The organism is Pseudomonas sp. Irchel 3E19 (assembly GCF_900187585.1).
Lineage (GTDB): Bacteria > Pseudomonadota > Gammaproteobacteria > Pseudomonadales > Pseudomonadaceae > Aquipseudomonas > Aquipseudomonas baetica.
Window position 1 is genome coordinate 129,875 of the sequence record NZ_FYDT01000010.1, and the last position, 26,190, is coordinate 156,064.

28 protein-coding genes, 4 tRNA genes and 1 rRNA gene are annotated in these 26,190 nt (G+C 54.6%); all 33 read right to left on the reverse strand.

The annotated features are described in order from the left end of the window. Positions 1-9: 9 nt before the first annotated feature. Positions 10-378 (reverse strand): 50S ribosomal protein L14, encoded by a 369-nt coding sequence (gene rplN, locus CKW18_RS09235; protein WP_002555479.1) that lies wholly within the window; start codon positions 376-378, stop codon positions 10-12. A 23-nt stretch (positions 379-401) separates the two neighbouring features. After that, entirely contained in the window at positions 402-668 is a 267-nt protein-coding gene (gene rpsQ, locus CKW18_RS09240) for a 30S ribosomal protein S17 (protein WP_003194644.1), read from the reverse strand. 2 nt (positions 669-670) lie between these two features. Next, entirely contained in the window at positions 671-862 is a 192-nt protein-coding gene (gene rpmC / locus CKW18_RS09245; protein WP_002555481.1) for a 50S ribosomal protein L29, read from the reverse strand. Next, positions 862-1,275 carry a 50S ribosomal protein L16 gene (gene rplP / locus CKW18_RS09250; RefSeq protein WP_003228729.1) on the reverse strand — a complete coding sequence of 138 codons (414 nt, stop codon included), beginning with the start codon at positions 1,273-1,275 and terminating at the stop codon, positions 862-864. Before rplP ends, rpmC begins: the two co-directional genes overlap by 1 nt. A gap of 12 nt (positions 1,276-1,287) precedes the next feature. Beyond that, entirely contained in the window at positions 1,288-1,974 is a 687-nt protein-coding gene (gene rpsC, locus CKW18_RS09255; RefSeq protein ID WP_003176422.1) for a 30S ribosomal protein S3, read from the reverse strand. Between the two features lie 13 nt (positions 1,975-1,987). Then, the gene (gene rplV / locus CKW18_RS09260; RefSeq protein ID WP_003103908.1) at positions 1,988-2,320 is read right to left on the reverse strand and encodes a 50S ribosomal protein L22; all 333 of its coding nucleotides are present in this window, start codon (positions 2,318-2,320) and stop codon (positions 1,988-1,990) included. 11 nt (positions 2,321-2,331) lie between these two features. Then, positions 2,332-2,607 carry a 30S ribosomal protein S19 gene (gene rpsS, locus CKW18_RS09265; protein ID WP_011336172.1) on the reverse strand — a complete coding sequence of 92 codons (276 nt, stop codon included), beginning with the start codon at positions 2,605-2,607 and terminating at the stop codon, positions 2,332-2,334. A gap of 16 nt (positions 2,608-2,623) precedes the next feature. Further along, on the reverse strand, positions 2,624-3,448 hold the full coding sequence (gene rplB / locus CKW18_RS09270) for a 50S ribosomal protein L2 (protein ID WP_003228734.1): 825 nt from the start codon (positions 3,446-3,448) through the stop codon (positions 2,624-2,626). 14 nt (positions 3,449-3,462) lie between these two features. Further along, a complete protein-coding gene (gene rplW / locus CKW18_RS09275) occupies positions 3,463-3,762 on the reverse strand; it encodes a 50S ribosomal protein L23 (protein WP_002555488.1) in 300 nt (99 codons plus the stop codon). Beyond that, the gene (gene rplD / locus CKW18_RS09280; RefSeq protein WP_003228735.1) at positions 3,759-4,361 is read right to left on the reverse strand and encodes a 50S ribosomal protein L4; all 603 of its coding nucleotides are present in this window, start codon (positions 4,359-4,361) and stop codon (positions 3,759-3,761) included. Before rplD ends, rplW begins: the two co-directional genes overlap by 4 nt. Before the next feature lie 12 nt (positions 4,362-4,373). After that, the gene (gene rplC, locus CKW18_RS09285; protein WP_003228738.1) at positions 4,374-5,009 is read right to left on the reverse strand and encodes a 50S ribosomal protein L3; all 636 of its coding nucleotides are present in this window, start codon (positions 5,007-5,009) and stop codon (positions 4,374-4,376) included. 80 nt (positions 5,010-5,089) lie between these two features. Next, positions 5,090-5,401 (reverse strand): 30S ribosomal protein S10, encoded by a 312-nt coding sequence (gene rpsJ, locus CKW18_RS09290; protein WP_003186070.1) that lies wholly within the window; start codon positions 5,399-5,401, stop codon positions 5,090-5,092. A gap of 157 nt (positions 5,402-5,558) precedes the next feature. Beyond that, positions 5,559-6,752, reverse strand: a complete 1,194-nt coding sequence (tuf, locus tag CKW18_RS09295; protein ID WP_095122212.1) for an elongation factor Tu — start codon at positions 6,750-6,752, stop codon at positions 5,559-5,561. A 31-nt stretch (positions 6,753-6,783) separates the two neighbouring features. Then, the gene (gene fusA, locus CKW18_RS09300; protein WP_095188535.1) at positions 6,784-8,889 is read right to left on the reverse strand and encodes an elongation factor G; all 2,106 of its coding nucleotides are present in this window, start codon (positions 8,887-8,889) and stop codon (positions 6,784-6,786) included. 30 nt (positions 8,890-8,919) lie between these two features. Further along, positions 8,920-9,393: a 30S ribosomal protein S7 gene (gene rpsG, locus CKW18_RS09305; protein ID WP_007916467.1), complete on the reverse strand. Its 474-nt coding sequence runs from the start codon at positions 9,391-9,393 to the stop codon at positions 8,920-8,922. Between the two features lie 107 nt (positions 9,394-9,500). Next, entirely contained in the window at positions 9,501-9,872 is a 372-nt protein-coding gene (rpsL, locus tag CKW18_RS09310; protein WP_003186084.1) for a 30S ribosomal protein S12, read from the reverse strand. Between the two features lie 216 nt (positions 9,873-10,088). Continuing rightward, on the reverse strand, positions 10,089-14,288 hold the full coding sequence (gene rpoC / locus CKW18_RS09315; RefSeq protein ID WP_034156498.1) for a DNA-directed RNA polymerase subunit beta': 4,200 nt from the start codon (positions 14,286-14,288) through the stop codon (positions 10,089-10,091). Between the two features lie 64 nt (positions 14,289-14,352). Then, complete coding sequence (gene rpoB / locus CKW18_RS09320; protein WP_077574738.1) at positions 14,353-18,426, reverse strand: DNA-directed RNA polymerase subunit beta; 4,074 nt, start codon at positions 18,424-18,426, stop codon at positions 14,353-14,355. A gap of 221 nt (positions 18,427-18,647) precedes the next feature. Then, a complete protein-coding gene (rplL, locus tag CKW18_RS09325) occupies positions 18,648-19,013 on the reverse strand; it encodes a 50S ribosomal protein L7/L12 (RefSeq protein WP_095188536.1) in 366 nt (121 codons plus the stop codon). A 74-nt stretch (positions 19,014-19,087) separates the two neighbouring features. Continuing rightward, complete coding sequence (gene rplJ / locus CKW18_RS09330) at positions 19,088-19,588, reverse strand: 50S ribosomal protein L10 (RefSeq protein ID WP_008081912.1); 501 nt, start codon at positions 19,586-19,588, stop codon at positions 19,088-19,090. Between the two features lie 197 nt (positions 19,589-19,785). Continuing rightward, complete coding sequence (gene rplA / locus CKW18_RS09335; protein WP_003228754.1) at positions 19,786-20,481, reverse strand: 50S ribosomal protein L1; 696 nt, start codon at positions 20,479-20,481, stop codon at positions 19,786-19,788. Further along, positions 20,481-20,912, reverse strand: coding sequence for a 50S ribosomal protein L11 (gene rplK / locus CKW18_RS09340; protein ID WP_003228756.1), 432 nt, complete (start codon positions 20,910-20,912; stop codon positions 20,481-20,483). Before rplK ends, rplA begins: the two co-directional genes overlap by 1 nt. A 117-nt stretch (positions 20,913-21,029) precedes the next feature. After that, positions 21,030-21,563: a transcription termination/antitermination protein NusG gene (gene nusG, locus CKW18_RS09345; RefSeq protein ID WP_095188537.1), complete on the reverse strand. Its 534-nt coding sequence runs from the start codon at positions 21,561-21,563 to the stop codon at positions 21,030-21,032. A gap of 9 nt (positions 21,564-21,572) precedes the next feature. Further along, positions 21,573-21,941 carry a preprotein translocase subunit SecE gene (secE, locus tag CKW18_RS09350; protein WP_007916493.1) on the reverse strand — a complete coding sequence of 123 codons (369 nt, stop codon included), beginning with the start codon at positions 21,939-21,941 and terminating at the stop codon, positions 21,573-21,575. A gap of 45 nt (positions 21,942-21,986) precedes the next feature. Next, positions 21,987-22,062: transfer RNA gene (locus CKW18_RS09355), tRNA-Trp, on the reverse strand. Positions 22,063-22,115: 53 nt separating this feature from the next. Beyond that, a complete protein-coding gene (tuf, locus tag CKW18_RS09360; RefSeq protein ID WP_095188538.1) occupies positions 22,116-23,309 on the reverse strand; it encodes an elongation factor Tu in 1,194 nt (397 codons plus the stop codon). Positions 23,310-23,394: 85 nt separating this feature from the next. Next, positions 23,395-23,470 (reverse strand) — tRNA-Thr (locus CKW18_RS09365). A 26-nt stretch (positions 23,471-23,496) separates the two neighbouring features. Beyond that, positions 23,497-23,570, reverse strand: a tRNA-Gly gene (locus CKW18_RS09370). 25 nt (positions 23,571-23,595) lie between these two features. Next, positions 23,596-23,680: transfer RNA gene (locus CKW18_RS09375), tRNA-Tyr, on the reverse strand. 143 nt (positions 23,681-23,823) lie between these two features. Continuing rightward, positions 23,824-24,261: a hypothetical protein gene (locus CKW18_RS09380; protein ID WP_095188539.1), complete on the reverse strand. Its 438-nt coding sequence runs from the start codon at positions 24,259-24,261 to the stop codon at positions 23,824-23,826. 7 nt (positions 24,262-24,268) lie between these two features. After that, complete coding sequence (locus CKW18_RS09385; RefSeq protein ID WP_095188540.1) at positions 24,269-25,018, reverse strand: pantothenate kinase; 750 nt, start codon at positions 25,016-25,018, stop codon at positions 24,269-24,271. After that, positions 25,008-25,961, reverse strand: coding sequence for a bifunctional biotin--[acetyl-CoA-carboxylase] ligase/biotin operon repressor BirA (gene birA / locus CKW18_RS09390; RefSeq protein WP_095188541.1), 954 nt, complete (start codon positions 25,959-25,961; stop codon positions 25,008-25,010). Before birA ends, CKW18_RS09385 begins: the two co-directional genes overlap by 11 nt. A gap of 132 nt (positions 25,962-26,093) precedes the next feature. Continuing rightward, positions 26,094-26,190: ribosomal RNA gene (gene rrf / locus CKW18_RS09395) — 5S ribosomal RNA — on the reverse strand; the annotation flags it as partial.

Genomic DNA, 26,190 nt, shown 5'->3' on the forward strand with positions numbered 1-26,190 from the left:
CGGATCTCCTTACAGCACTTCTGGGGCGAGCGAGACGATCTTCATGAACTTCTCAGTACGAAGTTCACGGGTCACTGGCCCAAAGATACGGGTGCCGATCGGCTCTTGCTTGTTGTTCAGAAGAACAGCAGCATTGCCATCAAAGCGGATAATAGAGCCATCAGCACGACGTACGCCGTGACGAGTGCGGACTACAACAGCAGTCATCACTTGGCCTTTTTTCACTTTACCGCGAGGAATTGCTTCCTTGACGGTAACTTTGATGATGTCACCGATACCAGCGTAACGACGATGGGAGCCACCCAGCACCTTGATGCACATAACGCGGCGAGCGCCGCTGTTATCGGCCACATCGAGCATGGATTGAGTCTGAATCATATAATTTCTCCGACCCCTAGCCCTTAGACTTCCACAGCGCGTTCGAGAACATCAACCAGCGCCCAAGACTTGGTCTTGGCCATCGGACGAGTTTCACGAATAGTGACTTTGTCGCCGATGTGGCACTGATTGGTTTCGTCGTGCGCGTGCAGCTTAGTCGAACGCTTAACGTATTTACCGTAGATCGGGTGCTTAACGCGACGCTCGATCAGAACGGTGATGGTTTTGTCCATCTTGTCGCTGACAACACGGCCAGTCAGCGTACGGACAGTTTTTTCGGCTTCAGCCATGATTACTTACCTGCCTGCTGGTTGAGCACAGTCTTCACGCGAGCGATGTCACGCTTAACTTGCGAGAGCAGATGAGACTGCCCCAACTGGCCAGTTGCTTTCTGCATGCGCAGATTGAACTGGTCGCGCAGCAAGCCGAGCAGTTGCTCGTTCAGCTGCTGTGCGGATTTTTCACGAAGTTCATTCGCTTTCATCACATCACCGTCCGTTTAACAAAGGAGGTGGCGAGCGGCAGCTTTGCAGCAGCCAGGGCGAAAGCCTCACGCGCCAGCTCTTCAGAAACACCCTCGATTTCATACAGGACCTTGCCTGGCTGAATCTGGGCAACCCAGTACTCCACGTTACCCTTACCTTTACCCATACGAACCTCGAGAGGTTTTTTGGAGATCGGCTTGTCCGGGAATACACGGATCCAGATCTTGCCGCCACGTTTTACGTGACGGGTCAGAGCACGACGCGCTGACTCGATCTGACGAGCGGTGAGACGACCACGAGCAACAGACTTCAGCGCGAACTCGCCGAAGCTGACTTTGCTACCGCGCAGTGCCAGACCACGGTTGTGGCCGGTCATCTGCTTGCGGAACTTCGTACGCTTTGGTTGCAACATTTGGCGTACCCCTTACTTAGCAGCTTTTTTACGAGGCGCTGGTGCTTGTGGCTTCAGCTCTTCTTGGCGACCACCAATTACTTCGCCTTTGAAGATCCAAACCTTTACACCGATCACACCGTAGGTGGTGTGAGCTTCGTAGTTGGCATAGTCGATGTCGGCACGCAGGGTGTGCAATGGCACACGACCTTCGCGATACCATTCAGTACGTGCGATTTCAGCACCGCCGAGACGACCGCTCACTTGGATTTTGATGCCTTTGGCACCAATGCGCATGGCGTTCTGTACTGCGCGCTTCATAGCGCGACGGAACATTACACGGCGCTCCAGCTGCTGAGCTACGCTCTGCGCAACCAGCATACCGTCGAGTTCCGGCTTGCGGATCTCTTCGATATTGATGTGCACAGGCACACCCATTTGCTTGGTCAGGTCCTGACGCAGCTTCTCAACATCTTCACCTTTCTTCCCGATAACGATACCTGGACGAGCGGTGTGGATGGTGATGCGTGCAGTTTGGGCCGGACGATGGATATCGATACGGCTTACGGACGCGCTTTTTAGTTTGTCTTGGAGATACTCACGCACTTTCAGATCTGCGAACAAGTAGTCCGCATAAGTCCGACCGTCTGCGTACCAGACGGAGGTGTGCTCCTTGACGATTCCCAGGCGAATGCCAATGGGATGTACTTTCTGACCCATCTCTTCGACTCCGTTACTTGTCAGCAACCTTGACAGTGATATGGCAAGACCGCTTGACGATGCGATCAGCACGGCCTTTGGCACGTGGCATGATGCGCTTCAGCGAACGCCCTTCGTTGACGAATACGGTGCTGACCTTCAGGTCATCAACGTCTGCGCCTTCGTTATGCTCGGCGTTGGCTACGGCCGACTCCAGCACTTTCTTCATGATCTCGGCGGCTTTCTTACTGCTGAAAGCCAACAGGTTGAGCGCTTCGCCCACCTTCTTCCCGCGGATCTGGTCGGCGACCAAGCGGGCTTTCTGGGCGGAGATTCGAGCGCCCGACAACTTAGCGGCTACTTCCATTTCCTTACCCCTTAACGCTTGGCTTTCTTGTCAGCCACGTGCCCGCGATAGTTGCGGGTACCGGCGAACTCGCCCAGTTTGTGGCCGACCATGTCTTCGTTAACGAGAACTGGGACGTGCTGACGACCGTTGTGTACTGCGATGGTCAGACCGACCATTTGTGGCAGGATCATGGAACGACGCGACCAGGTTTTAATTGGTTTGCGATCGTTCTTTTCCGCCGCCACTTCGATCTTCTTCAGTAGGTGAAGATCAATAAAAGGACCTTTTTTCAGAGAACGTGGCACTGTCGTATCCCTCTATTTACTTGCGACGACGGACGATCATTTTGTCGGTACGCTTATTACCACGAGTCTTCGCGCCCTTAGTCGGGAAGCCCCATGGCGATACCGGATGACGACCACCAGAGGTACGACCTTCACCACCACCATGTGGGTGGTCAACCGGGTTCATGGCAACACCACGAACGGTTGGGCGAACGCCACGCCAGCGTTTGGCACCAGCTTTACCCAGCGAACGCAGGCTGTGCTCGGAGTTCGAGACTTCACCCAAGGTCGCACGGCATTCAGCCAGGACTTTACGCATTTCACCGGAACGCAGACGCAGGGTCACGTAGACACCTTCACGAGCGATCAGCTGAGCCGAAGCACCAGCGGAACGAGCGATCTGTGCACCTTTACCTGGCTTCAGTTCGATGCCGTGTACGGTAGAACCGACTGGAATGTTGCGCAGTTGCAGAGCGTTGCCTGGCTTGATTGGAGCCAGAGCGCCTGCGATCAGCTGGTCGCCAGCACTCACGCCTTTAGGGGCGATGATGTAGCGGCGCTCGCCGTCTGCGTAGCAGAGCAGTGCGATGTGAGCAGTACGGTTTGGATCGTATTCGATACGCTCGACAGTGGCGACGATGCCATCTTTGTCGTTGCGACGGAAATCGACCATACGATAATGCTGCTTATGACCACCACCGATGTGACGAGTGGTAATACGGCCATTGTTGTTACGACCACCAGTCTTCGATTTTTTCTCGAGCAGCGGTGCGTGAGGAGCGCCTTTATGCAGCTCCTGGTTGACCACCTTGACCACAAAACGGCGGCCAGGGGAAGTCGGTTTGCATTTAACGATTGCCATGATGCACCCCTTCCTTACTCAGCACTGCTGCTGAAATCGAGATCTTGGCCTGGCTGAAGGGAGATAACTGCCTTCTTCCAGTCATTACGCTTGCCCAGACCGCGAGCAGTGCGCTTGCTCTTACCCAGAACGTTCAGGGTAGTGACGCGCTCTACTTTCACGCTGAACAGGCTTTCGACGGCCTTCTTGATTTCCAGCTTGGTTGCATCAGTAGCAACCTTGAAAACGAACTGGCCTTTCTTGTCTGCCAGAACCGTAGCCTTCTCGGAAACGTGCGGGCCAAGCAGAACTTTAAATACGCGTTCCTGGTTCATCCCAGCAGCTCCTCGAATTTCTTCACGGCCGACACGGTGATCAACACCTTGTCGTATGCGATCAGACTAACTGGATCGGAACCTTGAACGTCACGTACATCTACGTGCGGCAGGTTACGAGCAGCCAGGTACAGGTTCTGATCAACAGCGTCCGACACGATGAGAACATCGGTCAGGCTCATGTTGTTCAGCTTGCCCAGCAGATCTTTGGTTTTCGGAGTTTCAACAGCGAAATCCTGAACCACGACCAGACGATCAGTACGCACCAGCTCAGCAAGGATGGAACGCATTGCTGCGCGATACATCTTCTTGTTCAGCTTCTGGGAGTGATCCTGTGGACGAGCTGCGAAAGTGGTACCGCCGCCACGCCAGATTGGGCTACGGATAGTACCGGCACGAGCACGGCCAGTACCTTTCTGACGCCATGGGCGCTTACCGCCACCACGAACGTCGGAACGGGTCTTTTGCTGCTTGCTACCTTGACGGCCGCCGGCCATGTAGGCCACGACTGCTTGGTGAACCAGCGTCTCGTTGAACTCGCCGCCAAATGTCAGTTCGGAAACTTCGATCGCTTGAGCGTCATTTACATTTAATTGCATGTCAGCTTCCCCTTAACCGCGAGCCTTGGCTGCTGGACGTACAACCAGGTTGCCGCCAGTAGCGCCAGGAACAGCGCCCTTGACCAACAACAGATTGCGTTCAGCGTCCACGCGCACTACTTCCAGGGACTGCACGGTCACGCGCTCAGCGCCCATATGACCGGACATTTTTTTGCCCTTGAATACACGACCAGGAGTCTGGCACTGGCCGATAGAGCCTGGGACGCGGTGGGATACGGAGTTACCGTGGGTATTATCTTGCCCGCGGAAATTCCAACGCTTGATCGTACCCTGGAAGCCTTTACCTTTGGACTGACCGGTTACATCAACCAGCTGACCAGCGGCGAAGATTTCAGCGTTGATCAGATCGCCAGCCTGGTACTCGCCTTCTTCAAGACGGAATTCCATGGTGGTGCGACCAGCGGCAACGTTCGCTTTAGCGAAGTGGCCAGCTTGAGCTGCTGTTACACGCGAAGCACGACGCTCGCCGACAGTGACTTGCACTGCACGATAGCCATCGGTCTCTTCAGTTTTGAACTGGGTGACGCGATTCGGCTCGATCTCAATGACCGTGACCGGAATGGAGACACCTTCTTCGGTGAAAATACGGGTCATACCGCATTTACGACCGACTACACCAATAGTCATGTTGTAAACCTCATGAGTGTACGGGGCTTTCACCCGCTATGGCCGCCCATTTCAGAGCGTTACACGACTAAGACCGAGTCTTAGCCGAGGCTGATCTGCACTTCCACACCGGCCGCAAGATCAAGCTTCATAAGTGCATCAACGGTTTTATCCGTTGGCTGGACGATGTCCAGAACGCGCTTATGAGTGCGGATTTCGTACTGGTCACGCGCATCTTTGTTGACGTGCGGGGAAACCAGAACGGTGAACCGCTCTTTACGGGTAGGCAGTGGAATTGGACCACGCACTTGAGCACCAGTACGTTTCGCGGTTTCCACGATTTCCTGGGTTGATTGGTCGATCAGGCGATGGTCAAAAGCCTTCAACCTGATACGGATTTGCTGATTTTGCATTGGATTTCAGACTCCGGCTGCTATTCCCACCGGGCGCAATACGCCCGTTAAAAGGAGGCGCAATTCTATAGACGCCCCAGACAGGTGTCAACCCAATAAAAAAGCCCCCGCTGAGCGGGGGCTTTTTCAATTCATCAAGCAGACTCTATAAAAGAGATTACTCGATGATTTTGGCTACGACGCCAGCGCCGACGGTACGACCGCCTTCACGGATAGCGAAACGCAGACCATCTTCCATCGCGATGGTTTTGATCAGGGTAACAGTCATCTGAATGTTGTCACCTGGCATTACCATTTCAACGCCTTCTGGCAGCTCGCAGTTACCAGTCACGTCAGTAGTACGGAAGTAGAACTGTGGACGGTAGCCTTTGAAGAACGGAGTGTGACGACCGCCTTCTTCCTTGCTCAGAACGTAAACTTCTGCGGTGAACTTGGTGTGCGGCTTAACCGAACCCGGCTTAACCAGAACCTGACCACGCTCAACGTCGTCACGCTTGGTACCACGCAGCAGAACGCCGCAGTTCTCGCCAGCACGACCTTCGTCGAGCAGCTTGCGGAACATTTCAACACCGGTGCAAGTAGTAACGGTGGTGTCACGCAGACCAACGATTTCCAGTGGATCCTGAACGCGAACGATACCGCGCTCGATACGACCAGTCACAACAGTACCGCGACCCGAGATCGAGAATACGTCTTCGATTGGCATCAGGAATGGCTTGTCGATCATACGAACTGGTTCTGGGATGTAGCTGTCCAGAGTCTCAACCAGCTTCTTGACGGCAGTGGTGCCCATCTCGTTGTCGTCTTTGCCTTCCAGAGCCATACGAGCCGAACCGATGATGATCGGAGTGTCGTCGCCTGGGAAGTCATAGGTGGACAGCAGGTCGCGAACTTCCATCTCAACCAGTTCCAGCAGCTCAGCGTCGTCTACTAGGTCAGCCTTGTTCAGGAAAACCACGATGTACGGAACGCCTACCTGACGGGACAGCAGGATGTGCTCACGGGTTTGTGGCATCGGACCATCAGCGGCCGAGCAAACCAGGATCGCGCCGTCCATCTGGGCAGCACCGGTGATCATATTCTTCACGTAGTCAGCGTGACCTGGGCAGTCAACGTGAGCGTAGTGACGGATCAGCGAGTTGTACTCAACGTGCGCGGTGTTGATGGTGATACCGCGAGCTTTTTCTTCTGGAGCGCTGTCGATCTTGTCGAATTCAACTACGGCCGAACCGAAAACTTCGGAGCAGACGCGAGTCAGAGCAGCAGTCAGAGTGGTTTTACCGTGGTCAACGTGACCAATGGTGCCAACGTTGACGTGCGGTAGGGAACGATCAAATTTTTCTTTAGCCACGACAATTAACTCCTAGCCTAAAGGGGCTGAATCAGCCTTGTTTTTTGGTAACAGACTCGACGATGTGCGACGGGGCTGTATCGTATTTTTTGAATTCCATAGAGTAGCTTGCGCGACCCTGAGACATGGAACGAACGTCGGTCGCGTAACCGAACATCTCACCCAGTGGAACTTCGGCACGAATTACTTTACCGGACACTGTGTCTTCCATACCCTGGATCATGCCGCGACGACGGTTAAGGTCGCCCATCACATCACCCATATAGTCTTCAGGCGTAACAACCTCTACCGCCATGATCGGCTCGAGCAACTCACCACCACCCTTCTGGGCCAGTTGCTTGGTCGCCATGGAAGCAGCCACTTTAAACGCCATCTCGTTGGAGTCGACGTCGTGGTAAGAACCATCGAACACGGTAGCCTTCAGGCCGATCAGCGGATAGCCGGCAACAACGCCGTTCTTCATCTGCTCTTCGATACCCTTCTGGATAGCCGGGATGTATTCCTTAGGAACCACACCACCTACTACTTCGTTCACGAATTGCAGACCTTCCTGACCTTCGTCAGCAGGAGCAAAACGGATCCAGCAGTGACCGAACTGGCCACGACCGCCGGACTGACGAACGAACTTGCCTTCGATTTCACAGTTCTTCGTGATGCGCTCACGATACGAAACCTGAGGCTTGCCGATGTTGGCTTCGACGTTGAACTCACGGCGCATCCGGTCAACCAGGATGTCCAGGTGCAGCTCGCCCATGCCGGAGATGATCGTTTGACCAGTCTCTTCATCAGTTTTAACGCGGAAAGACGGGTCTTCCTGAGCAAGTTTGCCCAGAGCGATACCCATTTTTTCCTGGTCATCCTTGGTCTTAGGCTCTACGGCAACCGAAATAACCGGCTCCGGGAAGTCCATGCGCACCAGGATGATTGGCTTGTCAGCGTTGCAGAGGGTTTCACCAGTGGTGACGTCCTTCATGCCGATCAGGGCCGCGATGTCACCAGCGCGTACTTCCTTGATCTCTTCACGGGCGTTTGCGTGCATTTGCACCATACGACCCACGCGCTCTTTTTTACCTTTAACCGAGTTGATCACGCCGTCGCCGGAGTTCAACACGCCCGAGTAAACACGGACGAAGGTCAAGGTACCCACGAATGGGTCGGTAGCGATCTTGAACGCCAGAGCCGAGAACGGCTCCGCATCGTCTGCATGACGCTCCAGCTCGACTTCCTCGTTATCAGGGTCAGTACCCTTGATCGCAGGAATGTCGGTCGGTGCAGGCAGGAAGTCGATAACGGCGTCGAGAACCAGGGGAACACCCTTGTTCTTGAACGAAGAACCGCAAACAGCCAGAACGATTTCGCCGGCGATAGTACGCTGACGCAAAGCAGCTTTGATCTCTTCGATCGACAGCTCTTCGCCTTCCAGGTACTTGTTCATCAGCTCCTCGTTGGCTTCAGCAGCAGCTTCAACCATGTTGTTGCGCCACTCTTCAGCCAGCTCTTGCAGCTCAGCAGGAATGTCCTTGCGAACAGGGACCATACCTTTGTCAGAGTCGTTCCAGTAGATAGCTTGCATGTTGATCAGATCAATCTGACCCTGGAAGTTATCTTCGGAACCGATGGCCAACTGAATCGGCACCGGAGTATGACCCAGACGCTGCTTGATCTGACCGATCACGCGCAGGAAGTTGGCACCAGCACGGTCCATCTTGTTTACGTAAACAAGACGCGGAACGCCGTACTTGTTGGCTTGACGCCATACGGTTTCCGACTGAGGCTCAACACCCGAAGTACCGCAGAACACAACGACAGCGCCGTCGAGTACGCGCAGGGAACGCTCAACTTCAATAGTGAAGTCAACGTGGCCCGGGGTATCGATTACGTTGAAACGGTGCTCGTGCGAGTACTGCTTCTCGGAACCTTTCCAGAAGGCGGTGATGGCAGCAGAAGTAATGGTAATACCACGCTCCTGCTCCTGCACCATCCAGTCTGTGGTCGCGGCGCCATCATGCACCTCGCCCATTTTGTGACTTTTGCCGGTGTAAAAAAGGACGCGCTCGGTGGTGGTGGTTTTACCAGCATCCACGTGAGCGACGATACCGATGTTACGGTAGCGACTAATCGGAGTAGTACGAGCCATAAAGCCCTCGCAAAATTAGTGAAGCTAAAATTAGAAGCGGTAGTGCGAGAAAGCTTTGTTGGCTTCGGCCATACGGTGCACGTCTTCACGCTTCTTAACAGCAGCACCTTTACCTTCAGCAGCATCCAGCAGCTCGCCAGCCAAACGCAGAGCCATAGACTTCTCGCCACGCTTACGGGCGAAGTCTACCAACCAGCGCATTGCCAGAGCGTTACGACGGGAAGGACGAACCTCGACCGGAACCTGGTAAGTAGCACCACCAACGCGGCGCGACTTCACTTCGACCAGCGGAGCGATGGCGTCGAGTGCTTTTTCGAAGAGTTCCAGGGGATCGGTGCCAGCCTTACGGGTCGCAACGGTTTCCAGGGCACCATAAACGATACGTTCGGCAACGGCTTTCTTGCCGCTTTCCATAACGTGGTTCATGAATTTGGCGAGGATCTGGCTACCGTATTTCGGATCGTCCAGAATCTCACGTTTTGCTGCTACGCGACGTCTTGGCATGATAAGCCCTCAAGCGGTCTTCAGGTTAGCTCGGGACAGATCCAATGGATGCGTGCCCGACCTTACTCTTATCGACTCAATAAAATAAAAATCTGCAAAACGGCCGATTACTTCGGACGCTTGGTACCGTACTTCGAACGACCCTGGTTACGGCCTTTAACGCCGGAAGTATCCAAGGAGCCGCGAACGGTGTGATAACGAACACCCGGCAAGTCTTTTACACGACCGCCGCGGATCAGTACCACGCTGTGCTCTTGCAGGTTGTGACCTTCACCACCGATGTACGAGGAAACCTCGAAACCGTTGGTCAGGCGCACACGGCATACTTTACGCAGTGCCGAGTTAGGTTTTTTCGGCGTGGTGGTGTACACACGGGTGCACACGCCACGACGTTGCGGGCAGTTCTGCAGCGCAGGCACGTCGGATTTCTCGACGATACGCTTACGCGGCTGACGTACCAGCTGGTTGATAGTTGCCATCTACTAGCTCCACTGTTGTCTTGCGACGCTATTGTCTTGCAAGAAAAGCAAAATGGCAGGAACGAATTCCCGCCAAATTTAGGGGATCAAGAGTCTAAAGAGGATCTTGTCCCCAGTCAAGGCAAGGCCCCGACCTCCCCACCCTTCGAACCTCGACAAAATGTCTCGATTCGATGAACGGAGCGATCAGGGCCTTACGCTCATTTATCGCAGAACTCAGTTACCGCTCGAGTTCAGCGCTTCGGTCAGTGCAGCTTCCACTTCACTGGCGCTTACGCGCAACGGTTTGTCAGCATCACGACGACGCTTGCGCTCGCTGTGATAAGCCAGACCGGTACCAGCCGGGATCAGACGACCCACGACCACGTTTTCTTTCAGGCCGCGCAGGTAGTCGCGCTTGCCGGTGACTGCCGCTTCGGTCAGTACACGGGTGGTTTCCTGGAAGGAAGCCGCCGAGATGAACGATTCGGTGGACAACGACGCCTTGGTGATACCCAGCAGAACGCGAGTGTACTTGGAGACGAACTTGTCTTCGCCACCCAGACGCTCGTTCTCTACCAGTACGTGAGTCAGCTCCATCTGGTCGCCCTTGATGAAACTCGAATCGCCGGATTCAGCGATTTCAACTTTACGCAGCATCTGACGCAGGATGGTCTCGATGTGCTTGTCGTTGATCTTCACGCCTTGCAGACGGTAAACGTCCTGGATCTCGTTAACGATGTACTTGGCCAGCGCGCTCACACCCAGCAGACGCAGGATGTCGTGCGGATCGCTTGGGCCGTCAGAGATAACTTCGCCGCGGTTTACCTGTTCGCCTTCGAACACGTTCAGGTGACGCCACTTCGGAATCAGCTCTTCGTACGGATCGCTACCGTCGTTCGGGGTAATAACCAGACGGCGCTTGCCTTTGGTCTCTTTACCGAACGCGATGGTGCCGCTGACTTCAGCCAGAATCGACGCTTCTTTCGGACGACGAGCTTCGAACAAGTCGGCAACACGCGGCAGACCACCGGTGATGTCGCGGGTCTTCGAAGTTTCTTGCGGGATACGCGCGATAACATCACCGATCGCGATCTTCGCACCGTCCGCCACACCGACCAGGGCGTTGGCTGGCAGGAAGTACTGAGCGATAACGTCAGTGCCTGGCAGCAACAGATCCTTGCCGTTGTCGTCGACCATCTTCACTGCTGGACGGATTTCTTTGCCCGCAGCTGGACGATCTTTCGCGTCGAGTACTTCAATGTTGGTCATACCGGTCAATTCGTCAGTCTGACGCTTGATCGTGATGCCTTCTTCCATGCCCACGTAGGTCACGGTACCTTTCATCTCGGTAACGATTGGGTGAGTGTGCGGATCCCACTTGGCCACGATTGCGCCAGCGTCGACCTTGTCACCTTCTTTAACCGAAATCACAGCACCGTACGGCAGCTTGTAACGCTCGCGCTCACGACCGAAGTCATCAGCGATGGCCAGCTCACCGGAACGGGACACAGCAACCAGGTGACCATCCACTCGCTCAACGTGCTTCAGGTTGTGCAGACGGACGGTACCGCCATTCTTCACCTGAACGCTGTCGGCTGCGGAAGTACGGCTTGCCGCACCACCGATGTGGAACGTACGCATCGTCAGCTGGGTACCCGGCTCACCGATGGACTGGGCAGCGATAACGCCGACCGCTTCACCGATATTCACCTGGTGACCACGAGCCAGATCACGGCCGTAGCACTTGGCGCAAATGCCATAGCGAGTTTCGCAGCTTATCGGCGAACGCACGATCACTTCGTCGATGCTGTTCAGCTCGATGAATTCAACCCACTTCTCGTCTACCAGAGTACCGGCCGGAACGATAACGTCCTCGGTGCCTGGCTTGAATACGTCACGGGCAATAACACGACCCAATACGCGTTCACCCAACGGTTCTACAACGTCACCGCCTTCAATGTGCGGAGTCATCAGCAGACCGTGTTCGGTGCCGCAATCGATCTCGGTTACAACCAGATCCTGCGCCACGTCTACCAGACGACGAGTCAGGTAACCGGAGTTCGCAGTTTTCAACGCGGTATCCGCCAGACCTTTACGAGCACCGTGAGTCGAGATGAAGTACTGAAGTACGCTCAGACCTTCACGGAAGTTCGCAGTAATCGGCGTTTCAATGATGGAACCGTCCGGCTTGGCCATCAGACCACGCATACCGGCCAGCTGACGAATCTGTGCTGCGGAACCCCGCGCACCCGAGTCGGCCATCATGTACATCGAGTTGAACGACTCTTGGTCGACTTCAACACCATGACGGTCGATAACCTTCTCTTTCGAGAGGTTGGCCATCATCGCCTTGGAAACTTCGTCGTTCGCTTTCGACCAAAGGTCGATCACTTTGTTGTACTTCTCGCCCTGGGTTACCAGGCCGGAGGCGTACTGGCTCTCGATCTCTTTCACTTCGTCGGTGGCAGCACCGATGATGCGAGCTTTTTCATCGGGGATAACGAAGTCGTTAACACCGATGGAAACGCCGGAGATGGTCGAGTAAGCAAAACCGGTGTACATCAACTGGTCAGCGAAGATCACGGTCTCTTTCAAACCAACCACGCGGTAGCATTGGTTGATCAGCTTGGAGATCGCCTTTTTCTTCATCGGCAAGTTGACGACGTCGTACGACAGACCCTTTGGCACAACCTGGAACAGCAGCGCACGGCCGACAGTGGTGTCGACGATACGGGTGCCGCTTACGCTGTTGCCGTCACGGTCATTGACGGTTTCGTTAATACGTACTTTAACCTTGGCATGCAGTGCGGCTTCGCCGGCACGGAACACACGGTCAACTTCCTGCAGATCCGCGAACACACGACCTTCGCCTTTGGCGTTGATCGCTTCACGAGTCATGTAGTACAGACCCAATACAACGTCCTGCGACGGAACGATGATTGGCTCACCGTTGGCTGGCGACAGAATGTTGTTGGTCGACATCATCAACGCACGCGCTTCCAGCTGAGCTTCCAGTGTCAGCGGTACGTGCACAGCCATTTGGTCGCCGTCGAAGTCGGCGTTGTACGCGGCGCAGACCAGAGGATGCAGCTGAATAGCCTTACCTTCGATCAGTACCGGTTCAAACGCCTGGATACCCAGACGGTGAAGGGTCGGTGCACGGTTGAGGAGAACCGGGTGTTCACGGATCACTTCAGCGAGAACGTCCCAAACCTCTGGCAATTCGCGCTCGACCATTTTCTTGGCCGCTTTGATGGTGGTCGCGAGACCACGCATTTCGAGCTTGCCGAAAATGAACGGCTTGAACAGCTCGAGAGCCATCTTCTTCGGCAGACCGCACTGGTGCAGACGCAGGGTCGGACCTACGGTAATTACCGAACGACCGGAGTAGTCAACACGCTTACCGAGCAAGTTCTGACGGAAACGACCTTGCTTACCCTTGATCATGTCAGCCAGGGATTTCAGAGGACGCTTGTTCGAACCGGTGATAGCGCGGCCACGACGACCGTTGTCGAGCAGAGCATCGACAGCTTCCTGCAACATACGCTTTTCGTTGCGCACGATGATGTCCGGAGCGGACAGATCCAGCAGGCGCTTCAAACGGTTGTTACGGTTGATCACTCGACGATACAGATCGTTGAGGTCGGAAGTCGCGAAACGACCGCCATCCAGCGGAACCAGTGGACGCAGATCTGGCGGCAGAACCGGCAGAACGGTCAGCACCATCCACTCTGGCAGGTTGCCGGAACCCTGGAAGGCTTCCATCAACTTCAGACGCTTGGACAGCTTCTTGATCTTGGTTTCGGAGTTGGTTTGCGGAATTTCTTCACGCAGACGTCCAATCTCGTGCTCCAGGTCGATAGCGTGCAGCAGTTCACGGACAGCTTCAGCACCCATACGGGCGTCGAAGTCGTCACCGAACTCTTCCAGCGCTTCGAAGTACTGCTCGTCGTTCAGCAGCTGACCTTTTTCAAGGGTAGTCATGCCTGGATCGATAACGACATAGCTCTCGAAGTAGAGAACGCGTTCGATATCACGCAGGGTCATGTCCATCAGCAAGCCGATACGCGACGGCAGCGATTTCAGGAACCAGATGTGGGCAACCGGCGAAGCCAGTTCGATGTGCGCCATGCGCTCACGACGAACCTTGGCCAGCGCGACTTCAACGCCGCACTTCTCGCAGATCACACCACGGTGCTTCAAGCGCTTGTACTTACCGCACAGGCACTCGTAATCCTTTACCGGGCCAAAGATCTTGGCGCAGAACAGGCCGTCACGCTCAGGTTTGAACGTACGGTAGTTGATGGTTTCCGGCTTTTTAACTTCACCGAACGACCATGAGCGGATCATCTCAGGCGAGGCCAATCCGATACGGATGGCGTCGAACTCTTCGACTTGACCCTGGTTTTTCAGCAAATTCAGTAGGTCTTTCAAGGCCTTTCCTCCTGGCGGAGCAGAGAGCGGGCAATCCTGCCCCGCTCTCGATTCGCGTCACGTGTTATTCGGTTTCCAGATCGATATCGATGCCGAGGGAACGAATTTCCTTGATCAACACGTTGAAGGACTCGGGCATGCCCGGCTCCATACGGTGATCGCCATCCACGATGTTTTTGTACATCTTGGTACGGCCGTTCACATCGTCCGACTTCACTGTGAGCATTTCTTGCAGAGTGTAAGCGGCACCGTATGCTTCCAGTGCCCAGACCTCCATCTCCCCGAAACGCTGACCACCGAACTGCGCCTTACCACCCAGCGGCTGCTGGGTAACCAGGCTGTAAGAACCGGTAGAACGAGCGTGCATCTTGTCGTCTACCAAGTGGTTCAGCTTCAGCATGTACATGTAGCCAACGGTAACTGGACGCTCGAACTTGTTGCCGGTACGGCCGTCGGTCAGCTGCATCTGGCCGCTTTCCGGCAGGTCTGCCAGTTTCAGCATGGCCTTGATTTCGCTTTCCTTGGCGCCGTCGAACACTGGAGTGGCCATTGGAACACCGCCACGCAGGTTCTTCGCCAGATCCAGGATTTCCTGATCGGAGAAGCTGTCCAGATCTTCGTTACGACCGCCGATCTGGTTGTAGATCTCGTCCAGGAAGGTACGCAGTTCAGCGACTTTACGCTGCTCTTCGACCATCCGGTTGATCTTCTCGCCCAGACCTTTGGCCGCGAGGCCCAGGTGGGTTTCAAGGATCTGACCAACGTTCATACGCGAAGGTACGCCCAGTGGGTTGAGGACGACGTCGACCGGGGTGCCATTGGCATCGTGCGGCATGTCTTCAACCGGCATGATCACGGAGACCACACCTTTGTTACCGTGACGACCGGCCATCTTGTCGCCCGGCTGGATGCGACGACGGATTGCCAGGTAAACCTTGACGATTTTCAGCACACCTGGAGCCAGGTCATCGCCCTGCTGCAGTTTGCGCTTCTTGTCTTCGAACTTGTCGTCCAGCAGACGGCGGCGATCAACGATATAGGCCTGAGCCTTCTCGAGCTGCTCGTTCAGAGCATCTTCAGCCATGCGCAGTTTGAACCACTGACCATGCTCAAGACCGTCGAGAACTTCGTCGGTGATGTCCTGACCTTTCTTCAGACCAGCGCCGCCTTCAGCCTTGTGGCCTACCAGAGCGGAGCGCAGACGTTCGAAAGTGGCGCCTTCAACAATACGGAACTCTTCGTTCAGATCCTTGCGGATCTCGTCCAGCTGGGTCTTCTCGATCGACAGAGCACGAGCATCACGCTCAACGCCGTCACGGGTGAAGACCTGTACGTCGATGACAGTACCCTTGGTACCGGTAGGTACACGCAGGGAGGTGTCTTTAACGTCGCTGGCTTTTTCACCGAAGATTGCACGCAGCAGTTTTTCTTCCGGAGTCAGTTGGGTCTCGCCTTTCGGAGTGACCTTACCCACCAGAATGTCGCCTGCACCTACTTCAGCACCTACGTAAACGATACCGGCTTCGTCCAGCTTGTTCAGTGCAGCTTCACCCACGTTAGGGATGTCCGCAGTGATTTCCTCTGGGCCAAGCTTGGTGTCACGGGCCACACAGGTCAGTTCCTGAATGTGGATCGTGGTGAAACGGTCTTCCTGAACAACACGCTCGGACAGGCAGATGGAGTCTTCGAAGTTGAAGCCGTTCCATGCCATGAACGCGATGCGCATGTTCTGACCCAGTGCCAGTTCACCCATATCGGTGGACGGGCCGTCGGCCATGATGTCGCTACGCTGAACGCGATCACCCTTGCTCACCAGCGGACGCTGGTTGATGCAGGTGTTCTGGTTCGAGCGGGTGTATTTGGTCAGGTTGTAGATGTCGACACCAGCTTCGCCGGTTTCTACTTCGTCATCAGCAACACGAACCACGATACGGCTGGCATCAACGGAGTCGATCACGCCGCCACGACGAGCCACGACGCAAACGCCGGAGTCGCGAGCCACGTTACGCTCCATGCCGGTACCTACCAGCGGCTTGTCAGCGCGCAGGGTTGGTACAGCTTGACGCTGCATGTTCGAACCCATCAACGCACGGTTGGCGTCGTCGTGCTCGAGGAACGGAATCAGCGACGCTGCAACCGAAACTACCTGCTTCGGCGAAACGTCCATCAAGGTGACTTCTTCAGGCGCCTTGACGGTGAATTCGTTCAGGTGACGTACGGCTACCAGTTCGTCAATCAGGACTTTCTGGTCGTTCATGGTCGCCGAAGCCTGCGCGATCACGTGATCGGCTTCTTCAATGGCGGACAGGAACACGATCTCGTCGGTGACCACACCCTCTTTCACCACGCGGTACGGGCTTTCCAAGAAGCCATACTGGTTGGTGCGAGCGTAAGCAGCCAGGGAGTTGATCAGACCGATGTTCGGACCTTCCGGCGTTTCAATCGGGCATACACGACCGTAGTGAGTCGGGTGTACGTCACGAACTTCAAAGCCTGCACGCTCACGAGTCAGACCACCAGGGCCGAGTGCGGAGACACGACGCTTGTGGGTAATCTCGGACAGCGGGTTGTTCTGGTCCATGAACTGGGACAGCTGGCTGGAACCGAAGAACTCTTTCACCGCCGCAGCCACAGGCTTGGCGTTGATCAGATCTTGCGGCATCAAGCCTTCGCTTTCAGCCATCGACAGGCGCTCTTTGACCGCACGCTCAACACGCACCAAGCCAACGCGGAACTGGTTCTCGGCCATTTCGCCTACGCAGCGAACACGACGGTTACCCAGGTGGTCGATGTCATCGACGATGCCTTTACCGTTACGGATGTCGACCAGAGTCTTCAGTACCGCGACGATGTCTTCCTTGCACAGCACACCCGAACCTTCGATCTCGGTACGACCGATACGACGGTTGAACTTCATCCGGCCGACTGCAGAAAGGTCATAGCGCTCAGGGCTGAAGAACAGGTTGTTGAACAGGGTTTCGGCAGCGTCTTTGGTCGGCGGCTCGCCTGGACGCATCATGCGATAAATCTCAACCAGCGCTTCCAATTGGTTGCTGGTGGAGTCGATCTTCAGCGTGTCGGAAACGAACGGACCGCAGTCGATGTCGTTGGTGTACAGAGTTTCAATGCGAACAACGCCGGACTTGGCAATCTTGGCCAGGACTTCGGTGTTCAACTCGGTGTTGCACTCTGCCAGGATTTCGCCAGTGGCCGGGTGCACGATAACCTTGGCGGTAGTGCGACCGAGGACGTAGTCCAGAGGCACTTCCAGGGTCTTGATGCCGGCTTTTTCGATCTGGTTGATGTGGCGCGCAGTAATACGGCGGCCCGCTTCAACAATAACCTTGCCCTTCTCGTCCTGAATATCCAGAACCGCAATTTCACCACGCAGACGCGAAGCAATCAGTTCCAGGCTGAGGGTTTCGCCGCTCAGGTGGAAAACGTTGGTGGTGTAGAAAGCGTCGAGCACTTCTTCAGTGGTATAGCCAAGCGCGCGCAGCAGTACCGATGCCGGCAGCTTGCGACGACGGTCGATACGCACGAACACGCAGTCTTTCGGGTCGAACTCGAAGTCCAACCACGAACCGCGGTAAGGAATGATGCGCGCGGAGTACAGCAGTTTGCCGGAGCTATGCGTCTTGCCGCGGTCGTGATCAAAGAACACGCCCGGGGAACGGTGCAGCTGGGAAACGATTACACGCTCGGTACCGTTGATTACGAAGGTACCGTTCTCAGTCATCAGGGGGATTTCACCCATGTAGACTTCTTGCTCTTTGATGTCCTTGATCGCTTTGTTCGACGATTCTTTGTCGAAAATGATCAGGCGCACTTTTACCCGCAAAGGTACGGCGAAAGTTACACCGCGCAACACGCATTCTTTGACATCAAATGCCGGTTCGCCCAGGCGATAACCGACGTACTCCAGCGCAGCATTGCCGGAGTAGCTGATGATCGGGAAAACGGATTTGAAGGCCGCATGCAGGCCCACGTCGCGGAACTGATCTTTGGTCGCTCCCGCTTGCAAGAATTCACGATACGAATCCAGCTGGATGGCCAGGAGGTACGGCACATCCATGACGTCCGGCAACTTGCTAAAGTCCTTGCGGATACGTTTTTTCTCAGTATATGAGTAAGCCATCAGCGTTCCCCAGCTTGGTCACCTGCTTGTTTGGCCCCTCCCGACGGGAGCAGCCAGAAAATCGTGCAAACCCCATGGTTTGCTCCACCGCATCGGGTGGTTACAGCGCCTTTATCAGCACCGACCCAGTCGGCTGCCAATAACGGAAAAAGGCCGGTGGCAAGAGCCACCAGCCATCAGCCTGTCGCTTGACGCTCGGGCTGGAGGAGCAAAGTCGATGCTTACTTCAGCTCGACTTTAGCGCCTGCTTCTTCCAGCTTCTTCTTGGCATCTTCAGCCGCTTCTTTCGAAACGCCTTCAGCTACAACCTGAGGAGCGGTGTCTACTTTCTCTTTGGCTTCTTTCAGGCCCAGACCAGTCAGTTCGCGAACTGCCTTGATCACGTTAACCTTCTTCTCGCCAGCTTCCAGCAGAACAACGTTGAACTCGGTTTGCTCTTCAACAACAGCGGCAGCAGCAGCTGGACCAGCCGAAGCAGCAGCAGCGGTAACACCGAAGGTTTCTTCCATCGCTTTGATCAGCTCAACGATTTCCACTACGGATTTCTGGCCGATTGCTTCGATGATTTGTTCGTTAGTCAGAGACATGACTCAATTCCTGAATTGGGGGACGGCCTACGCGACCATCGAAATAAACAAAAAACGCGAGAAGTTGACGAGCCTTAGGCTGCAGCAGCTTCTTTCTGGTCGCGAATTGCCGCCAGAGTACGAGCCAATTTGCTGGTAGCGCCTTGAATCACGCTCATCAGCTGAGAAATTGCTTCGTCACGGGTCGGCAGAGTTGCCAGTACGTCGATCTGATTAGCTGCGAGGAACTTGCCCTCGAACGCAGCTGCCTTGATCTCGAACTTGTCCTGACCCTTGGCAAACTCTTTGAAGATACGGGCAGCAGCGCCCGGATGTTCGTTCGAGAATGCAATCAGGGTCGGGCCGGTGAACACGTCGTTGAGGACACTGTATTGAGTGTCAGCAACAGCGCGCTTGAGCAGGGTGTTACGTACAACACGTACGTAAACGCCAGCTTCACGAGCCTCTTTACGGAGTCCGGTCATTGCGCCTACTGTTACGCCACGTGCATCAACCACGACAGCGGACAGAGCGACTTTGGCAGCCTCGTTGACTTCAGCGACGATGGCCTTCTTGTCTTCGAGATTAATTGCCACGGGTTTAACTCCTGCTTGTTACCGTTTCATCCGATCGGAACCGAATGTCGTTTTGGTGTCTGATTCGGTAAGGAACCGGGAGCACCATCTGCGTAGGCTTTTGGTTTAAGGCTTGCGCCGCCTACGGTCTTGGATAGCCCCCGCCAGGCAGGGACCCCAATCTTTCAATTGGCGCGATCATCACGCCAACCTTTGTCTTACGCGTCCAGCGAGCTCTGGTCGATAACCAGACCTGGGCCCATAGTGGTGCTCAGGGTAACGCGCTTGACGTAAATACCTTTCGAGGAAGCTGGCTTGATACGCTTCAGATCAGCGATCAGGGCTTCAACGTTTTCCTTCAGCTTGACGGCATCGAAGCCGATCTTGCCAACGGAGGTGTGAATAATGCCGTTTTTGTCGGTGCGATAACGAACCTGACCAGCCTTGGCGTTTTTAACCGCGGTGGCTACGTCTGGAGTTACGGTGCCGACTTTCGGGTTAGGCATCAGACCACGTGGGCCAAGGATCTGGCCGAGTTGACCTACAACGCGCATGGCATCCGGGGATGCGATCACTACGTCATAGTTCAGGTCGCCGCCTTTCATTTCGGCAGCCAGGTCGTCCATACCTACACGGTCAGCGCCAGCAGCCAGAGCGGCCTCAGCAGCTGGACCCTGGGTGAACACAGCAACGCGAACAGTCTTGCCAGTGCCGTGTGGCAGCACAGTAGCGCTACGAACAACCTGGTCGGATTTACGCGGGTCTACACCCAGGTTTACAGCAACGTCGAACGACTCGCTGAACTTGACAGTCGACAGCTCAGCCAGCAGAGCGGCGGCGTCTACAATGTTGTAGGCCTTGCCTGCTTCGATTTTGCCGGCGATAGCCTTTTGACGCTTGGTCAGCTTAGCCATTACACACCCTCCACGTTAAGGCCCATGCTACGAGCAGAACCGGCGATAGTACGCACGGCCGCATCCATATCAGCTGCAGTCAGATCCGCGTTTTTGGTTTTCGCGATTTCTTCCAGCTGAGCACGGGTAACAGTGCCAACCTTAACGGTGTTCGGACGAGCGGAACCGCTGGTCAGACCGGCCGCCTTCTTCAGCAGAACCGAAGCAGGGGTGGATTTGGTTTCGAAAGTGAAGCTACGGTCGCTGTAGACAGTGATGATCACTGGAGTCGGCAGACCTGCTTCAAGACCCTGAGTACGGGCGTTGAAAGCCTTGCAGAATTCCATGATGTTCACGCCGTGCTGACCCAGAGCAGGACCAACAGGTGGACTTGGGTTAGCCTGAGCGGCCTTCACTTGCAGCTTGATGTAAGCGGTAATCTTCTTGGCCATGAGGCACTCCAATTACGGGTTCGAACGCCTCGAAAGGCTCCCCGGTTACTTGCGCGTTTATCCCAGTGACGACAAAACCCCACAGCCTATGGCTGCGGGGTTGGGATGCTTGTCCAGCTAGACCTTCTCGACCTGACTGAACTCCAACTCTACCGGGGTAGAGCGACCGAAAATGAGCACTGCCACCTGGATCCGGCTCTTTTCGTAGTTAACTTCTTCAACAACGCCATTGAAATCAGCAAATGGACCGTCATTGACTCGAACTGTTTCACCTGGCTCGAAGAGAGTCTTCGGCTTAGGCTTGTCACTACCATCAGCAACACGACGCAGAATTGCTTCCGCTTCTTTATCTGTGATCGGCGCAGGCTTATCAGCGGTACCGCCAATAAAACCCATCACCCGAGGAGTATCCTTGACCAAGTGCCAAGTACCCTCGTTCATATCCATCTGCACCAGCACGTAGCCTGGAAAGAACTTGCGTTCGCTTTTGCGCTTCTGGCCATTACGCATTTCAACCACTTCTTCAGTGGGAACCAGAATTTCGCCGAAGCCATCTTCCATGCCAGCCAGCCTTACTCGCTCAACAAGCGAGCGCATTACATGCTTCTCGTAACCCGAGTAAGCATGCACAACGTACCAACGCTTAGCCACGGGACACCCTTAGCCGACAATCAAGGAAACAAGCCAACCGAGCAGGGAATCAAGCCCCCACAACAGCAACGCCATAACCAGAACAACAGCCACAACAATCAGTGTGGTCTGCGTGGTTTCCTGGCGAGTTGGCCACACGACTTTACGAATCTCGGTACGAGCTTCCTTAACCAGTACAAAGAAAGACTTGCCCTTCGCGGTCTGCAGGCCTACAAAGGCAGCTACAGCAGCAATAACAAGCAAAGCAAGTACACGGTACAGGATCGGCGAAGCAGAGTAATACTGATTGCCAACAACGCCAACAACCACCAAAGCAACTACTACAAGCCACTTGAGCAGATCGAAGCGAGAGCCTTGTGCTTCAGCTTTAGGAGTCATCTATGAAGATCCTGTGAAAAGAAAGCCAGACACACCGAGTGAATCTGGCAGGTCAGGAGGGAATCGAACCCCCAACCTACGGTTTTGGAGACCGTCGCTCTGCCAATTGAGCTACTGACCTAAAACAAAATCAGGCCGACCATTATGCCGGCCCGAAAAATACATTACAACCGCTTATTCGATGATTTTGGCTACGACGCCAGCGCCGACGGTACGACCGCCTTCACGGATAGCGAAACGCAGACCATCTTCCATCGCGATAGTTTTGATCAGGGTAACAGTCATCTGAATGTTATCACCTGGCATTACCATTTCAACGCCTTCTGGCAGCTCGCAGTTACCAGTCACGTCAGTAGTACGGAAGTAGAACTGTGGACGGTAGCCTTTGAAGAACGGAGTGTGACGACCGCCTTCTTCCTTGCTCAGAACGTAAACTTCTGCAGTGAACTTGGTGTGAGGTTTAACCGAACCCGGCTTAACCAGAACCTGACCACGCTCAACGTCGTCACGCTTGGTACCACGCAGCAGAACGCCGCAGTTTTCGCCAGCACGGCCTTCGTCGAGCAGCTTGCGGAACATTTCAACACCGGTGCAGGTGGTGACAGTAGTGTCACGCAGACCAACGATTTCCAGCGGATCCTGAACGCGAACGATACCGCGCTCGATACGACCAGTCACAACAGTACCGCGACCAGAGATCGAGAATACGTCTTCGATTGGCATCAGGAATGGCTTGTCGATCATACGAACTGGCTCTGGAATGTAGGTATCCAGAGTTTCAACCAGCTTACGAACGGCAGTGGTGCCCATTTCGTTGTCGTCTTTGCCTTCCAGAGCCATACGAGCCGAACCGATGATGATCGGAGTGTCGTCGCCTGGGAAGTCATAGGTGGACAGCAGGTCGCGAACTTCCATCTCAACCAGCTCCAGCAGCTCAGCGTCGTCTACCAGGTCAGCCTTGTTCAGGAAAACCACGATGTACGGAACGCCTACCTGACGGGACAGCAGGATGTGCTCACGGGTTTGTGGCATCGGACCATCAGCGGCCGAGCAAACCAGGATCGCGCCGTCCATCTGGGCAGCACCGGTGATCATATTCTTCACGTAGTCAGCGTGACCTGGGCAGTCAACGTGAGCGTAGTGACGAATAGTCGAGTTGTACTCAACGTGAGCGGTGTTGATGGTGATACCGCGAGCTTTTTCTTCTGGCGCGCTGTCGATCTTGTCGAAGTCAACGATTGCCGAACCGAAAACTTCGGAGCAAACGCGAGTCAGAGCAGCAGTCAGAGTGGTTTTACCGTGGTCAACGTGACCAATGGTCCCTACGTTGACGTGGGGCAGGGAACGATCAAATTTTTCCTTAGCCATCGATAACACCCTCAAACAGAAGAATTAGACAAACGATATCTACCATTAAAACAAAGGCAGATATTTTCATATCTGCCTTGTTATATGGAGCTCTTGAGCGGATTTGAACCGCTGACCTCACCCTTACCAAGGGTGTGCTCTACCAACTGAGCTACAAGAGCGAAACACTTTGCACAACCTGCAAACCTGGAGCGGGTAGCGGGAATCGAACCCGCATCATCAGCTTGGAAGGCTGAGGTTCTACCACTAAACTATACCCGCTGCGCCTGCAGCTCACGCTTAAATCTGGTGGAGGGAGAAGGATTCGAACCTTCGAAGTCGTAGACGTCAGATTTACAGTCTGATCCCTTTGGCCGCTCGGGAACCCCTCCTAATCAGGCCGGCATTCTATACCATGCCAAACCTCTGTCAAGCATTTTCTCATTTAAAAACCTGAGGTTAGCTGCTTTGACACCACCCCGCCGATTCAACTTTGAAAGGTCTTCACTGCGGAGCGGGCGCCATTCTATTCAAACTATTGAACAGGCGCAACCCCTTCGCACTGCATTATTTTATGTTTTAACTCATTGAATTCGTTGGAAAGGTTTTGCAACTGCAGATCACTCAACAAATGCTGGCTTTCAGGCGCAATACGCAACCAGAAACCCGGCAAGGGAACGTCATTAGGCGATGACCGAGCTTTGACGTCCATTTCAGTCAAACGCTGATTCAGCGCTATCGCCATTTCCTGACGGGCAAACCCACCCAAGTAAAGACACTGACTCTCAGTACGTTGCGAGCCAAGCCTTTCCTTGGTCACGCCTTCTCCCTCACTTAGCAAACGAATAGCTTGCTGCGATCCTTTGTACAGACTAAGGGGCGTTACGTCCTTTGCGCGCAACGGCGCTTCCTGCTGATGCCAGACGTAATAGAAAACATTGAGAACAAGAAGCAGCAGGAACAACCAACGCATACATACCTCAAGACAAAGGACACGCAACAGCCAAACCTACGAACACCAGATCAGGAACAAACCTGGCTCCGGGCGCGACATCCGCAACCAGCTCGGCATCACCACCCGTGATAAAGACAGTAAAATCTTCCCCCCAGTAGGACCGCGCTATTTCCAACTGGGTGAGCACGAATCCTTTCAGCATCAGCGAGCATCCGCGCTCTACCGCCTCAACAGTACTTCGCCCCGGAGCCTGACTCGTCAACGCCCGCTCGGCAGCCACATCGTCATAGCGAATCTTACGAGTATGGGTACGCAACTGATTGCGCATCAACGGCATACCAGGACAAATAAAGCCGCCAAGATGCTCGCCATCCATCGCAATGAAGTCCGCCGTCACTGCCGTACCAAAATCGAGCACGAGACACGACCCCTTAGACAAGTGAAAACCACCAAGCATCGCCAGCCAGCGATCGAGCCCCAGGCGCTCATAATCTTCGTAACCGTTTCTAACACCTGATAGTTCACGGGCAGGCGTCGCACACATCACCGAAACACCGAACTCTTGTTCAAGCATCTCCGTCAATGCGTCCGTTTCCTCAGCAGTGCGGACGCTTACCAGGCGACATCGACTTAACGACACCCCACTCAACAATCGCAGCCTATCGCACAGGGCCTGATCCGAGTCGACTACTCCCTCTGCAACCAAGATCAAGGCCTCAGCATTCAGCACGCGCCATTTTATAAAGCTATTGCCGCAGTCCAGCTCAAGAATCATCACGCAACCTCAAGCTGAGCTCGCCACCACTAAAGACCTTTTCCACGCCATTCACCTTTAATCGCAGCGCACCCTGATTATCAATTCCGAGCACCACGCCATCTATTTGATTGACTCCAGCAATCAAGGATACTGATCGCCCCTGCCACAAATGATTTCCCTCCCACTCCACCTGGAGATCTGAAAAACCACCAGATTGGTGACGCTGTATATACGCGTGCAACTGCTCGCTCAACTGAGCTGCGAGATCATTACGATCACAACTTCTGCCTGACTCAAGCCTTATGGACGTCCATTGCTGGTCGACCTCCTCTGCAATCTGCATATTCACGTTAATACCGATCCCCAGCACCACGTGACACACATCAGCAGGGTCTCCAACCAACTCCAACAGAATGCCGGCAATTTTCCTATTGCCAACCAGAACATCGTTGGGCCACTTCAAACCCGCCCCGAGCACCCCCAAGCTTCGCAGGGTTTTCATGACGGCCAGCCCAACGACAAGGCTCAAGCCTTCAAGCTGGCGCATTCCACCATCAATACGAAGGACAAGACTGTAGTAAAGATTTTCGGCAAATGGGCTCACCCACTTGCGCCCTCTACGCCCCCGCCCAGAGATCTGGCGCTCGGCGAGGACTAAAAACGGTGCTGATTGCCCTTGGCCGATGGCGCGCAATGCCTCAGCGTTAGTGGAGTCGATTGAATCAAATACCGTGACTGGCCAATCCGCTCTTCCTCCCCCTATCTTGTGAGGATCAAGCAACATTAACGGCGCAGCCAATTGATAACCTCGCCCGCGGACTTTGTGGATGGACAACCCAAGCTCAGCCTCGAGATTCTGCAGCTGCTTCCACACCGCACTGCGACTAACTCCCAAGGCCGCGCCCAGGTCCTGGCCAGAATGGAATCGCCCATCCTTCAGAAGATTCAACAACGTCAGCATGCATGTCTCGCCTCACAATGTGGCCCGAATAATAGCCATGCCCCGGGCTGTTGCATAGAAATCAAGCAGATACATTTCCTGCGGGCAAAACAAAACCCCAACTGCTTTCGCAATTGGGGTTTCGGAATTTAATCTTGACGATGACCTACTCTCACATGGGGAAACCCCACACTACCATCGGCGATGCATCGTTTCACTGCTGAGTTCGGGATGGGATCAGGTGGTTCCA